Source organism: Bacteroides ndongoniae (genome assembly GCF_900108345.1).
Lineage (GTDB): Bacteria > Bacteroidota > Bacteroidia > Bacteroidales > Bacteroidaceae > Bacteroides > Bacteroides ndongoniae.
The window spans coordinates 1,252,298-1,266,493 of record NZ_FNVV01000014.1; the positions used below are offsets into that span (position 1 = coordinate 1,252,298).

Sequence of the window (14,196 nt, forward strand, 5' to 3'; positions counted from 1 at the left end):
TCCGGCAATTCCTAATTTTACTCTTTCCATGATATAGATGTAATTGATTTAACAACTGGAGCAAAATTAGTGAAAAACAGCTGTAGAAGGGGGATACAAATGTTGAAACAAACAACACTCTCGTTGAAAAAGGCACTTTATTTACTTTTTCCTAGTGCTATTGACGTACTGCGAAGGCCGCACACCAAACTCTTCCTGAAAACACTTACTGAAATAACTCGATGTACTGAAACCTACGCTATCGGTTACTTCGGCCACCGTATAGCCCTGTTCCAGCAATCGGGCAGCGCGCTTCAAACGGACAGAACGGATGAAGTTTGTCGGAGTTTTTCCAACCACAGCCACCAACTTCCGATACAATCCGGTGCGATCCATTCCCATGTCGTGGCTCAATATTTCTACGGAATACTCCGGATTATTCAGGTTCAATTCGACAAAGTGCAATGCCTTTCGTATAAACGCTTCGTCAACATCGGTCAGCAGCGTCTGTTCGTCGGCCTGCTCCTCTGATGCTGTACGCAACTGCTCCTTCCGAACTTCCTGCTGCTCCAGCAACCGCCGCATATCAACCAGCAGTTCTTCCAGCTTCAACGAACTCTCATCGGCAGGAAGCGGCAACAATACACCTTCGGAAAGCTGACTCACTACAGACTTCAACTCGGAGACATTCTGCTGTATGACTTGCAACTGAATCTTGTCCCTCCCCTCATCCGTATGTTTTAATAAGGAGTCCAACGGGACAGCAATCTTTTTAATCGGCTCTTCCAGTTCCTGATTGATGTTTTGGAGAAATGTAGTCTTCATCTCGTCCAACCGTTCTTTCTGTTCGCGTACCAGAATACGACGTTTGCGCTTGATATACCCCATGAGAAGCAGACAGACACTTCCTGCCAGCAGAAACACATAGATCGTAATAGCATATCCGGTACGCCAAAAGGGAGTTTTCACCAGAATATGAAGCTGGGCATAATGCTCCGTCCAAGTCTTGTCATTACCTGCCGCACGCACCTTGAAGACGTAATCTCCGGAAGGTAAATCGGTGTACGTCGCATATCCCTTGCCGTCGGCCGAGTGAATCTCGCGTTCCGCCTTGTCGATGCCCTCCAGCTGATAGCGGTAATAGGTCTGTGTAGGGTTTGCATAGTTCATGGCCGAAAACTCTATGGTAAAGAAGTTCTGGTCATGCTCCAACACAATATCACGAGTCACCGTCATCGAACGCTCCAATATCACATTGCCATGATATGCCTTGCCACTCTCTATCCGCTCACCGAACAGACTGAAACCCACGAACAAAGGGAAATAAGTTGTCGGTTCTTCTACCACGGACGAAGGATTCAGACGGTTGAAGCCATCAATTCCACCCCAGTACAATGTTCCGTCCGAGGCTTCAAAAACAGAACGCTCACAAAACTCATTGGCTATAACCCCATCAAAGCTATTGAAATTCACAAAAGTGTACAGCGTGTCATTGGCCGTCCGTTGAACCGTCAGTCTGCTGATGCCGTTAGCCGTCGAAATCCACACCGCACCATCGGAAGTACGGATGACAGAACGTACGGAGTTGTTCACCAGACCATCCGACGTATAAAAGATACGTTGCCGACCCGTAACCGCCTCCCACAGCATAAGTCCGTCTTCCAATCCTATCCAGAAACATCCCTGTCCGGCATCGGCAATCGCATGGCAAGGATGGCAAGACGGATAGAAATCGGTCTTCCCGCTTTGCCTGTCACTGATAAACCACCCGTGGCGCGTAATGCCGGCCAATGTATCACGGCCTGCAACGACCGTCTGAAGGATAGCTTCGTCAGTCTCCTGTATCTTCAGGTCCGGTTTTGCATCGGCCAAAGGAAGTCTTTCCCGACAAACGGACAATTCCCCAAGCGAAGGAGCAAAAAGATAATCCTGATCGTCGGATCTGACTATTATCTTCCCGGCAGCAGTCTCAGCAAATCCCTTCACAGCCACTGCTTCCTCGTCCGACAGAGGAAACAAAGCCTTGCCGATATTCTGAAAGCGGAACCGGTTCGGATGATAATAAAACAGACCGCGGTTCAGCGTGCCTATCCACATGCCTCCCTGACGGTCGTTATAAAAGGTACTTACCTCTGTATCAATCTTCTGTCCGTCTACCAACTTTAAGGTAGGGATATATTGTTTCTTTTTCAAATCAGCCGAGATATTGATCAGACCTTCCGGACCACTGACCCAGATGCTTTTGTCACGGTCAATAGACAGATAGTTGAACCAGGCATCCGTACTCATCACTACTTCCCAGTTCTTTTTGTCGACATCATAATTCAGCATTATTCCACCCGAATACCCGTTGCATAACTGATAGAAAGAATGCTCACCCTGCACAACATACGACGTATTTCCATAGTGCCCCGCCGGCAGCCCCTCGGGCTGTTCGAGCCGATAAAGTTCTTTCCCTGATGCAAGATCGTGGCAGACCAACGTACCGGAACGGTAAAACAGATACAGCTTGCCTTCGAGCACACCCAAATCATAAAGCTGGTCGTCACTTTCTGAAACATTCCGCATGAAAACAGATGGCTCCCGCTTGTCTTTGCCAAGCCGAACCAGCTCGTCACGTCCGTTTATCAGCCACAACGTCTGTTCCTTATCCATAAACAGATCTTTCACAGGAGTATCTATTCCCCACTGTGCCAGCAAACTGTCCGGGCGTTCCACGAACTGTTCACGCCCGATATCAACCACCATGAATGTATGCTGATTCTTGATCCAGACGTAACCGCTATCGTCTATATAAGAATGGTGAAATCCCGAATACTCGGACAAACGGCAAAAGTGCCTTTGGTCATAGTGCAAATAGCTGAAGCTTGTTCCATCGTAAATGTTCAGTTGGCCTTCCGTCATAATCATCATACGTCCGTCGGGCAACTGGGCAACGTTTCTCACCTTATTACTCGACAACCCTTGCAAAGCACCTATCGGAGTAAAAGCGTAATGCTTCTCTGGGAAAACGGGTAAGGCAACAGCAAGCAGACATGCTAGGCATACCAATCTCCATACGGCACACCATCGACTGCCTGCTACCACACATTCCCCTTTTTTCCCTGTTATAACCAACATATTTTATTTTCCATTTGATGCAGCAAACTTACGGAAAATCTTTGTTTTTCCACTCCGATGCGACAAAAATCAATTTCCCAAAAATCTGCTCACCGATTATCAGCAAGGCATCTAAAGTGCCACTTTAGCCTGCCCAAGAGGCACTTTACGCCGCCAAAGAGCGACTTTAGCATGTTCAACGGCCACATTACTCATGCTTTCACCCTACTTTGGATTTTATTTCCCCGAAAGTGCCTTCACGCTTTCACTTCACCGTAACGCATTCATTACAAACGTGTTCCGGTGAAAGCGAGGTTTCACGGCTGGTGTCACCGGCAGAGCAAGCTGTATTCTTTTTTCACCAGCTTGTAGGGTGACGTTTCACCGTAATATTTTAATAATAAACTGTTTGCGGTGAAAGATGGATACGCGGACGACACAGATGGAGCGGATGAACGCGGATTTTATTATTTATTATTTCGTTTGGCTGAGTTTTTTTGGGGGTGAAGTTTCACCTTAAGCAGATAGGTATGAATGGATTGTGGTGAAAGATATACGGGAAACCGACTTGGTTATGGCAAAAAAAATACGGACAGAATGAATTTTCTCAAAAGAGGTGAAAGCTGATGCCAGTCTTGCTATTATTTTTCCCCAGTTAGGAAAAAATAATTGCCTAGTTAGAAAAAAATTTTTTCCTAACTGGGAAAAAACAGACGGGTTATACAGCCATCCTGTTATCATGTGGTGAGAACCTCAATGCAACAATTGTGAAACATGATGTTTCACCATATCATACTGTATATCAATTCTTAAACCGTGCGTGAAGGCGTGAAAGCAATTTCGAAAAAAATAAAATCAAGTGGTGGGTGAAACCACAGTCTGCCACATTCCGGCAACAGGCGATGTTTCACCCACCACGAGTAAGCATTTCTAGCACACAAGTGTCGCTCGCAAGCCGTACAAGTGTGGAACGCGAGCCGTACAAGTGTTGTTCAGGAACAATGCAAGTGTTTTATATAAGCTTCTTTTCACTAATCCGAACCCCTTCCGACTGTTCATAACATATCTGGGCAAGCGTCCCATTACATTTTTTCAAGCGAATAAATAGAATTGGCTACACTTTTTGGAACGAATATCATCATTCCCACACACTTTTCCAAGCGAATCAAACAGTTCGGATAAGAATCACATCAGATATTCAGCATTGACAAGTTAGTGAGGATTATTCTCATGGTTAGAGAACGGGAGGGAAATGGTAAGGAACGAAATGAAGTGATAACTTCATTTTTCCCCCCTTAAACAAAAGTTGCGAGACTTCAATAAAGACCATCAAACAGTCAACAAACTCAAATCAATATCTGGAATGACAACGTCTGCGATCTTATCCTTGACAAGAAATCCCATATAAAGCGGAATGGTAAGTACTTCTCCCTCGCGCCCTACATTATACTGGCCCAGCTTAATTGCATGGCTGACATGATATACGTCCTTGTTCTTAAGAACCGTGGTCATGCTTTTGGTCTTACCACTCTTAGCCTTCACTTCAAGAATAACGCATTCCCCCTTGAATCTTATCAGGAAGTCTAACTCAAGCCCACTATCCTTATGGAAATAATACAGTTTTTGCCCGGACTTACACAAAAAATCGGCCATGAGATTCTCGAAGATTGCTCCTTTGTATCCAAGAAGATTCCCCTTCAGGATGTCTGCCTGCGTGCCATAGTCAAGCATAGCCATAAGAAGACCTATATCTGTAGTATATATTTTGAAACTGTCTTTAATGGAATTACCCTCTAATGGCAGTTCCGTAATCTGTGTGTTATAGCACCTCCTGACTACCCCTGCATCCTCCAGCCATTGGATGCTACCGATATATTGTGAAGCCCTTCCTCCTTTCCGGACGATGGAATACTGAAACTTCTTGTTTTCCTTAGCCAATTGCTTGGGTATAGACTCAAAACATTCGCGAATACGAGGTTTATCTGCATCATCCGCATATTTAACCATATCCTCTTCGTATCCGGCTATAAGATTGCGCTGCACCTTATATATAAGCTCAATATTTTTGGTTTTAAGAAAACAATTCACCACTTCCGGCAAACCTCCGACAATGACATATCTGTACAGCAGCTCCATCATAGCTTTATGAATCCCACTTGGAACAGCCCTTTCGTTTTCAAAACATGATTTAACGGAATCAATAACCATATCACTGATTCCGTTTGCCCATAAAAATTCCTCAAAATCCAGTGGATACATATCAATCACAGTCTCATACCCTACAGGAACAGAATCTTGTCCTTCTCCCTCCTCCTTATTTTTTTTACTTCTTCCGTATCCTTTCACACCTAAAAGAGAGCCTGTCGCAATAACATCAAAACGACCGTCTATATGAAATGATTTCAAGGCTGTCCGTGCTTCCTTACACTCCTGAATCTCGTCAAGGATAATGCAGGTTTTCCCATCGATGAAACGACTGCCAGGAATCAAAGCCGAAAGGTTGAGGACAATCGTATCGACATCCATATTGCCGGTAAAAGCAGACTTTTTATCTGGTTCAAGAATGAAGTTCATATAAACCACGCTCTCGTAGTTCTCCTTTGCAAATTTCCGGACGATATATGTCTTTCCACACTGACGAATACCTTTTATAACAAGAGGCTTTTTATTCTCAGACTTTTTCCACTTGGCCAAATATGTTTCTATCTTCCTTTTAAGCATAGTTTCTTCGATTAACCTTTGCAAATTTACATTTTTCCAAGCGAATAAACAAAAGCCATTACACTTTTTCGAACGAATAAATAAGGTTTGCTACATTTTTTGGAACGAATATGATCAATCCCTTCACAATTTTCAAGGCGAGCCAAACAGTTCGAATAAGAATCAAAGCAGATATTCAGCATTGACAAGTTAGCGAGGATTATTCTCATGGTTAGAAAACGGAGGGAGAAACAGTAAGGCTGTAAAAAGTTAAGATAATATCTAACTAAGGTAGTTATTTATGCTACATAAAGATATAACAGTGATTGTACTTAAACATAGAAAGTAATCATTCTATTTTCCGCCACGACAATTTTACCGGCTGTTTTTCAGCCAATAAAATAAAAATATCCGCAAGAAAATATTTTTATTTTAACATTCCGGCTCATTAGTGTCCAATAAAAATAGACACTAATGAAATAGTTATATTTATTTTCATTGAGATGTTTTTAAAAGAAGTTCAAATGTTTCATCAATAAGATGGCGATTCTCAATTGCTTTTATGGAACATTTCCCTTCATCAAAATATATTACAGTCTGAGTAACAGCCTCCCGTGCAAACTGATACCATATAGCTATGTTTATTGCGAATGGATTCCCCTGATATGCAGCAACCTTGCCTATATTACCTGCAACAGCTACAGAATAAGCTATAAAAAATATTTTTTTCTTTTTTTGTTCATTCTTCACACGGATATAATCTCTTTCAAATAATGGTAATGTAGAATCACTTTCTTTATGCATTGTAAAGAAACAATAAATATCAACAACTATATTTATTACAAGTCTACATGTAGACATTGTAGCTAAATGTCGCAGGTCATAACCTTGTTCATACATATAAGTGACCAGTTCACCAATTGTTCTTTCTTTTTCACCCAAACTACCAACTTGAAACATTCTTAGAACAGACGTTCCAGGAATTGGAATCCCCTGTTTTGTGAATACATCTGAAATAATATGACCTAACCATAAGAAAGGTGCATAAAATATCTTTTTTAGATCTGACTCAATAACCTTATCAATATGAAGTACTCCATTCTTATCTATGTATGAAAATGTTCCAGAAACAATATCCTTAATACCCCATATAAGTCCTAAAATGCTTGGATCATGTCCTAGACTATATACTCTATGGTTTTTGGGATACATACCAGGAATATTTTCTTTAATTGACGCATCATAATTAACATGAAACCATTTCTCTAATGTCTTTATCCACTTAGCCTCCTTACCGTCATTTGTTGTGCCTATTTTCTTAAATATAGTTGTTAAAGGACTACCCTCACAATGAACTTTCTCTCCATTAAGTTTTATATCCATAGTTTTGGGGACTTTGACAAGTACAAAATCAACAATTACAGCCAAACCACCAGCAAGACAAGCTACTAATAAATCCACGTTATTAACATCAAGTGCTTTATCTGCCTCAGTCTTACTATTAACAGAAAATAATATAGAATCTATTTCTGTATTAATCTGCTGAATGTCCTCTATAGTTGACTCAGAAGACATGTTCGATTCATCAATCCCCGCTTTATCAAAAAGTGATTTAATTCTATTATTTAATTCTTCTAATTTTTTGTCATCTTCTTTTATATCTGAAGCGAGAACTGATGTTTGTTTTTTTACCGCAAAAATATCTTTTTGAAGATCAGAAATTCTATTTGATAAACTATGAAAATCCTCCATATTATGCTGCGTCTTTAACTAATTTCTCTAGAATCTTAATGCTTTCTTCTAGACTTTTTATTTTCTTTTTGTTCTTTTCATTAGCTGTTTTAAGTTTAATAACTTCCGATTTCAATTGACTTACCTGTTGATTAATATTTAAAAGTATCTGTTGAAAATACGATGTATCCTTTTGTATTGCTAAAACTATTTCTTTAAGCACTACTTGTAATTTTGCTGCTTCAGATAAAACTGCATTGGAACCAAGTGATGCTATTGAAACACCTACAGCAGCACCTGCAGTTGCACCTAGTAAAGAGCCGCCACCAACTAATACGGCAATACCTCCTGCCATACCAAATCCACCAGCAGCTACGGCACCACCACCAAGTGCTGCAAGACCGGCAGAAATTGCAGCAGCACCAGACAAACCATTTGCTGCAAAAAAAGCAATTATCTCATATTGAAATGTAACTATTGCAATTAAAAGTACAACAATTCCTATTCCAGCCCCCATTGCAACTTTTGTCCAATAACCTGAAAGTTTTTTTACAGCTAATTTATGAGAATTTTCAAATACTTTAATATATTTCTTATCAATACAAAGAATATCAGCAATTTCATCGAGAGTTTCTTGCCTTACCTTTTTATCAATAGCCAATCCTTTAAAAGGCTTATAGGCTTCCTTATTATCACTTAACGGATAGTATGGTGAATATAAAACACATTCTAAAAACACCATATACTTCCATACTTTATTCTGAGCATTTATATCTAATCTATTTATTTTAGTTTTCAAATCTAAATTACTTAATTTAATCTGTGACGAATTACCTCCAAATGATTTCAGATAATCATCAATAGATTTATCCCATGTATTCAACCAAAGTTGCTTTTGGCCTCTCTTATTTGAACCTAAAATTAGCTTCTTTTTACCCTCTTCATGTACATCATTGAATGTTAATTTTCTTTGTAGAGCAAAAAGAATCTCGCTTTGTTCTACAGTCAATCCAAAAACTGATTTTTTTTCCATTGTATATAAATAATTTAAGTTTCACATGTAATACTTTCCTAGAAGTTAGAAGTTATCACTCCGCTTTGCTTTGTTAGAAGTTAAAGCTGATAGACTTGCAAAAGGGAAAATTGGCAGTAACAGGTCTATTGACTTTTAACTTCTAAGCCCACCTTAGTGGGCGATAACTTCTTCTAACTCCTTTAACTCCTGCAAGTTTCGCACTTGCGAAACTTGAGATAAGTTTATATATGTATATCTGTATGTCTGTAAGTCCTCTCTGCGTATCTACTACTAGAGATACTTTGGCATTATGAAAATACATACTTTCACCAAAGAGTATCTGTCATCGTAGTTTCTAAACTATCTTCATACTAAGTTCCCCTTTCAGATTCTTCTAACCCAACAGTGATTCACTGCTTCCTACATATAATCGGACAAATCACCATCAAGCAGATACTTTTTCTCATCTTCGTCATAATAAAAATCAACAAAATTTCCCTTTAAACCATTTATAACTTCACCAATCATCTTTCTAGAAAGCCTTTCACAATCAAAATATACATATACATCATCGGTTATGTCTACATCATACTTCTTACCGTGCCTATCTTTTACAGTTGCAAATACCCAATGAATATAACTGTTTTCAATGTGATTTCCTGTTCTATATTCCACTCTCTCATTTACTCCATCTTCAATCCAAACTACCTTACCTCGCATACAAGTCCTTTTCAATTTCACAAATTAACTAAAAAAAGCGTGAGCCCCTTGCCTCCTCCCTTCATCAAAATCAGGCATCGCCAAACGCCTCGTAGAAATGAATAAAGAAACAATACTCACGCCGTATTGATATGTAAGTAATCCATACTGGCATAAGCCAATATGGGCATACATATACAAACACGAATGAGCGCCATATTGTCTCTATCCTTCTACTTTGAAATTTGGCGATTTCGATTTTAGGATAAAGCAAAAAACGCTTTCTTATGTAAACATATTGACCGCTTAGGCAGTCAATACACTGCAAATATACGTTTTTGTTCAATATGGCACTCTTTTTTCATCAAATTATTTTTGCTTTTATTCAGTTCTATTCAGCGATTTAAAATATACACAGTTCCCTACTCGTATTGTCTATACATATCTCTAACAATCCCACGCATTTTGTCTATTAAAAAATCCGGAGCAAGGATTTTCAAAGCTGAGCCATACGAAAGCAACTCCTGTACAAAATCGAGTGTGGGACGTAACCTCATACGAAACGTCATAGAGAGTTCATCCTGCGACATAAGAACCTGACTATGATGAAGGGGACGGGTCTTGATATAGTTACCTTGCTGCAGATTGAATCTCAACACAACATCTTCTACTGGGGTATCGTCGCGAATAATGCCGTAAGTATCGTCAAACAAGACTTGTGGTAATTTGCCCGACTGCATCTTGAAGCCTTCGCGGCTGACTTCCGCACTGCCCATACGATCGAACGAATACACCCGTAATCCTTCCCGTTCCCTGCAAAAGCCAACCAGATACCAACGCTGTTTGAAGAACTTCACAAAATAAGGCTCCACTGTAAACGTATGAGCTTCGGCCCAATAGGAATGATAGACAAGCGTGATACACTTATTCTTCATCATCGCTTCAGTTATAGCATCCAGATGTTCCTCGCCACCAAAAGTGGTTTCCAATACAATCCGGTCGGCCAACTTTTTACGCCGTGCAATCACATCAGAAGAAGAAGCAGTTTGGATAAGCCACTGATTCAATGCCGAACGATTAAGCATTTCGGGAGAATCAATATAATATTCGTTTGTACGACGATCACATTCTATGTTGATGTCAAACATCTCTTCGGCCATCCGCTTATATTTCATAAAGGTATTGCGATGCAATTCCATGCCGTACTCTCCACTATACTCCTGCCAGGCATCCTGTATTTCTGCCAGTCTGGCACGTTTGCGGCGCAACAACAAGCTTACCAACCATATACTTATCCGGTTTTTCATACTTCATATATTATTCTATCCAATTTTTTGTGCACAAAAATAGCGAAAGGATGCATCATTTTCGTGTGCAAGCTACCAATATCTTTGCACCAATAAAAGGAATCAAACTAATATACAAAAAAACGATGAAAGGAATCATTCAAAAAATCGAGCATGGTATCTATACACATACCTATTACGCTAATCAAAAAGAATTTGGCTATTTCGTAATAGCCAAGTTAACAAACAATGAGATTGTGGATATCACCCAAGAAATGCGTCATCATTTCTCAATTCACCAGTTCAAGAACAGGACCATACGTAAATTAAACAACAGACTGAAAGGAAGGTGTATCTATTATCAATACAACACGTACATCATGTTGAATACGCCTTACCCAAAAACATTTAACCCAAGCCGATAGAACAAAACCATCGAAATAAAAGCAAAAAACAAATTTAAAAACAACAGAATAATGAAAAGGTTATTGAACATTATCACAGTACTTATGATCATCGTCTTAGGTACCGGATGCAGAAATGACGAAACGGGTGTAATTTATACCCGAACAGACGGGGAATTCCTGACAGCCATACAAATGTTTGAAAACGGGAAAATACTTGTTTCAGGAATACCATTGTGGAAGTTCGATGAAAACGAAGACCTATACATGTGTTACGGACAAACAATGTTAGCAGCCAATTATCAAAAGGGTGACGGATTTGCATACCTCATGAACGGTACTGACACCACGAACGAGCGTATTTATTTCGAAAAAGATGGCATCAAAATTCAAAATCAAATCTACAAACCGGATAAAAGAGTTAAAAGGATAGAGCCTAAAGGGAAATATGGCGGCAAATGTTATGCAGCCAGCAATGATGAAGGAGGTGCTTTTCTGGTATTTATCAACGACAAGAAGCTGTTATTTCTGAGTTATAACACACACAGAATCACTAAGAAGACCTTTAGTAATTATACTATATCTGATAAGAAGATTCTCGCTGACGAACTGAACATGGTATTCAAAGACGAAGGAGACGAACGATTGATTATGGACAACGATTGGACAACAATCATCTTCAAATATAAAGAGAACATGGATGATTACACTCTATGGGACAAAATATTATCAAACGAAAATTAAAAAGCCTTATGTACATTCAACCCCAAAAAACTCAACGAAAAAAGAACCTTATCAACGAACTATGTATTCTGATGAACCGAAAGAAAATATACACACGCACACTGATAGATCCTCTTTCGGTGATGATAGGGATAGTCATCGTCCCGACCATCTACAAACTTTTGGAACTGTTTTATCAGACGGACGGTAGAAGCGCTATTCGAGAAATGCGAATAGACATTGGTGGCGACTCATCAATACTGATTTTTGTCATCTTATGCTCACTCATCGTCTTATGCTATCTGAACTTTCTAAATAGGAAAGATGAAAAACAAAAAGAAGAGCGCCTTATACAGGAAGCACAAAAACAATTGGATAACCCGGATATAAAAGCCGTACTTTCCTTATTGAGGAAAGGATAAAACAGAAAAATACAATTATAACAAAATGTCATTCTGAATAAAGCCGAAGAATTTAAAGGAACAAGTAGCATTTTTAAGATTCTTCGCTTTGCTCAGAATGACAAAATGTTAGTCCGTAAAAGAGTTTCCGGACAGTTTCCGCTTTGCAAAGATGAGTTTTTCTGTTTCAGACGGCGTTCTTTAGTATAGAAAATATTTCGCATAACACCTTTTTAACAGTCAAGTACACTGATTTCACGTCCTTTTGCTTATCTTTGAAGCCTAAACTATGTAATCAAATATGTCCGATTATGATTTAATAGCCATTTTAGGCCCGACCGCTTCCGGAAAAACCCAGTTTGCAGCCGCTTTGGCCAGCAGACTGGATACGGAAATCATTAGTGCCGATTCGCGCCAGATTTACAAAGAAATGAACCTTGGCACCGGAAAAGATCTGGCCGACTATACCGTAAACGGCAAGCAGATCCCATACCACCTTATCGACATAGCCGAGCCGGGATATAAATATAACGTATTCGAATACCAACGCGATTTTCTGAAAGCATACGAAACCGTCAGGCTCAAAGGCAAATTGCCCATCATGTGTGGAGGTACAGGCATGTATCTGGAGTCGGTATTAAAAGGCTACCGCCTGCTCCCTGTTCCTGAGAACCCGGAACTGCGCGCACGGCTGAACGGCAAATCGCTCGATGAACTGACCGAGATATTGAAACAATATAAAACCCTGCACAATACGACCGACGTTGACACCGCCAAACGTGCCATACGCGCCATCGAAATAGAAGAGTATTACGCACATACACCCGTAGACGAACGGGCTTTTCCGCAACTGAACAGTCTGATTGTAGGAATAGACATTGACCGCGAACTGCGCCGTGAAAAAATAACACGACGCCTGCAACAGCGGCTCGAAGAAGGAATGGTGGAAGAAGTACGCGACCTGATAAAGAAAGGCATCAAACCTGAAGACCTCATTTATTATGGTCTGGAATATAAATACCTGACTCTGTACGTTATAGGAGAACTGACTTACGAACAGATGTTCCACGACCTGGAAATAGCCATCCATCAGTTTGCCAAACGGCAGATGACATGGTTCAGAGGCATGGAACGCCGTGGATTTACCATCCACTGGATGAATGCCCAATGGAGTATGGAAGAGAAAATAGCATTTGTAACCCAATTAATCGAACAATAAAAAAGAGACTCATGAGCGTAGAACCCAATAAATGGGGAATCATATATAACCCCAAAGCCGGAACACGGAAAGTCCAAAAACGATGGAAAGAAATCAAAGAGTACATGGACAGTAAAGGTGTGTCTTACGACTATGTACAATCCGAAGGATTCGGGTCCGTGGAACGGCTGGCTGGCATACTGGCAAACAACGGCTACCGCACCATTGTCATCGTAGGGGGAGACGGCGCACTGAACGATGCCATCAACGGCATTATGCACTCCGACGCAGAAGACAAGGAAAACATTGCCATCGGAATCATCCCCAATGGCATCGGGAACGACTTTGCCAAATATTGGGACATCGGCTCCGAGTACAAAGAGGCCGTGGACTACCTCATCGAAGGCAGACGACGCAAGATAGACGTCGGTACCTGCTACTATTATGATGGTGAAAAGCATCAGACCCGCTATTTTCTGAATGCCATCAACATCGGACTGGGAGCACGTATCGTAAAAATCACCGACCAGTGTAAGCGTTTCTGGGGAGTAAAAGCCCTGTCGTACTTCATGGCCTTGCTTTCCATCATATTCGAACGCAAGCTCTATCGGATGCATCTGAAAATCAACGGCGAGCACATCCGCGGACGCATCATGACCGTATGCATAGGCAGCGCATGGGGATATGGACAAGCCCCCAGTGCCGTTCCTTATAACGGATGGCTGGATGTATCGGTCATCTATCGTCCGGAATTACTGCAACTTTGGTCCGGATTGTGGATGCTTATCCAGGGACGAATCCTCAACCACAAAGTAGTCAGACCCTACCGGACTCAGAAAGTCAAAGTATTGCGGGCTCAAAACGCTTCTGTCGATTTGGACGGACGAATTCTCGACCGCCACTTCCCGTTGGATATCGGAGTGTTGCATGAAGCTATCACGCTGATTATCCCCAATTGACA

Annotated in this window: 10 protein-coding genes; 4 read left to right on the top strand and 6 right to left on the bottom strand. The window is 40.7% G+C overall.

The annotated features are described in order from the left end of the window. Positions 1-141 precede the first annotated feature (141 nt). From BQ5591_RS16040 to BQ5591_RS16065, 6 genes are all read right to left on the bottom strand, one after another. Positions 142-3,099 carry a ligand-binding sensor domain-containing protein gene (locus BQ5591_RS16040; RefSeq protein WP_083381006.1) on the bottom strand — a complete coding sequence of 986 codons (2,958 nt, stop codon included), beginning with the start codon at positions 3,097-3,099 and terminating at the stop codon, positions 142-144. A 1,308-nt stretch (positions 3,100-4,407) separates the two neighbouring features. Continuing rightward, complete coding sequence (locus tag BQ5591_RS16045) at positions 4,408-5,799, bottom strand: ATP-binding protein (RefSeq protein ID WP_071150078.1); 1,392 nt, start codon at positions 5,797-5,799, stop codon at positions 4,408-4,410. A 474-nt stretch (positions 5,800-6,273) separates the two neighbouring features. After that, positions 6,274-7,530, bottom strand: coding sequence for a hypothetical protein (locus BQ5591_RS16050; RefSeq protein WP_071150079.1), 1,257 nt, complete (start codon positions 7,528-7,530; stop codon positions 6,274-6,276). A gap of 1 nt (position 7,531) precedes the next feature. Continuing rightward, entirely contained in the window at positions 7,532-8,542 is a 1,011-nt protein-coding gene (locus BQ5591_RS16055; protein ID WP_071150080.1) for a hypothetical protein, read from the bottom strand. Between the two features lie 402 nt (positions 8,543-8,944). Continuing rightward, positions 8,945-9,244, bottom strand: coding sequence for a hypothetical protein (locus BQ5591_RS16060; protein WP_071150081.1), 300 nt, complete (start codon positions 9,242-9,244; stop codon positions 8,945-8,947). A gap of 401 nt (positions 9,245-9,645) precedes the next feature. Further along, complete coding sequence (locus tag BQ5591_RS16065) at positions 9,646-10,530, bottom strand: helix-turn-helix transcriptional regulator (RefSeq protein ID WP_071150082.1); 885 nt, start codon at positions 10,528-10,530, stop codon at positions 9,646-9,648. Positions 10,531-10,985: 455 nt separating this feature from the next. Between BQ5591_RS16065 and BQ5591_RS16075 the strand changes: the two genes are divergently transcribed. From BQ5591_RS16075 to BQ5591_RS16090, 4 genes are all read left to right on the top strand, one after another. Further along, positions 10,986-11,657, top strand: coding sequence for a hypothetical protein (locus tag BQ5591_RS16075; RefSeq protein WP_071150084.1), 672 nt, complete (start codon positions 10,986-10,988; stop codon positions 11,655-11,657). 71 nt (positions 11,658-11,728) lie between these two features. Beyond that, positions 11,729-12,058 carry a hypothetical protein gene (locus BQ5591_RS16080; protein ID WP_159434494.1) on the top strand — a complete coding sequence of 110 codons (330 nt, stop codon included), beginning with the start codon at positions 11,729-11,731 and terminating at the stop codon, positions 12,056-12,058. Between the two features lie 280 nt (positions 12,059-12,338). After that, entirely contained in the window at positions 12,339-13,256 is a 918-nt protein-coding gene (miaA, locus tag BQ5591_RS16085; protein WP_022162581.1) for a tRNA (adenosine(37)-N6)-dimethylallyltransferase MiaA, read from the top strand. Between the two features lie 11 nt (positions 13,257-13,267). Next, a complete protein-coding gene (locus BQ5591_RS16090) occupies positions 13,268-14,194 on the top strand; it encodes a diacylglycerol/lipid kinase family protein (protein WP_071150086.1) in 927 nt (308 codons plus the stop codon). Positions 14,195-14,196 lie beyond the last annotated feature (2 nt).

Excerpts from the sequence above, each read along its gene's own strand:
- BQ5591_RS16040 (WP_083381006.1), bottom strand. The coding sequence starts at position 3,099 with ATGTTGGTTATAACAGGGAAAAAAGGGGAATGTGTGGTAGCAGGCAGT.
- BQ5591_RS16045 (WP_071150078.1), bottom strand. The coding sequence starts at position 5,799 with ATGCTTAAAAGGAAGATAGAAACATATTTGGCCAAGTGGAAAAAGTCT.
- BQ5591_RS16050 (WP_071150079.1), bottom strand. The coding sequence starts at position 7,530 with ATGGAGGATTTTCATAGTTTATCAAATAGAATTTCTGATCTTCAAAAA.
- BQ5591_RS16055 (WP_071150080.1), bottom strand. The coding sequence starts at position 8,542 with ATGGAAAAAAAATCAGTTTTTGGATTGACTGTAGAACAAAGCGAGATT.
- BQ5591_RS16060 (WP_071150081.1), bottom strand. The coding sequence starts at position 9,244 with ATGCGAGGTAAGGTAGTTTGGATTGAAGATGGAGTAAATGAGAGAGTG.
- BQ5591_RS16065 (WP_071150082.1), bottom strand. The coding sequence starts at position 10,530 with ATGAAAAACCGGATAAGTATATGGTTGGTAAGCTTGTTGTTGCGCCGC.
- BQ5591_RS16075 (WP_071150084.1), top strand. The coding sequence starts at position 10,986 with ATGAAAAGGTTATTGAACATTATCACAGTACTTATGATCATCGTCTTA.
- BQ5591_RS16080 (WP_159434494.1), top strand. The coding sequence starts at position 11,729 with ATGAACCGAAAGAAAATATACACACGCACACTGATAGATCCTCTTTCG.
- miaA (WP_022162581.1), top strand. The coding sequence starts at position 12,339 with ATGTCCGATTATGATTTAATAGCCATTTTAGGCCCGACCGCTTCCGGA.
- BQ5591_RS16090 (WP_071150086.1), top strand. The coding sequence starts at position 13,268 with ATGAGCGTAGAACCCAATAAATGGGGAATCATATATAACCCCAAAGCC.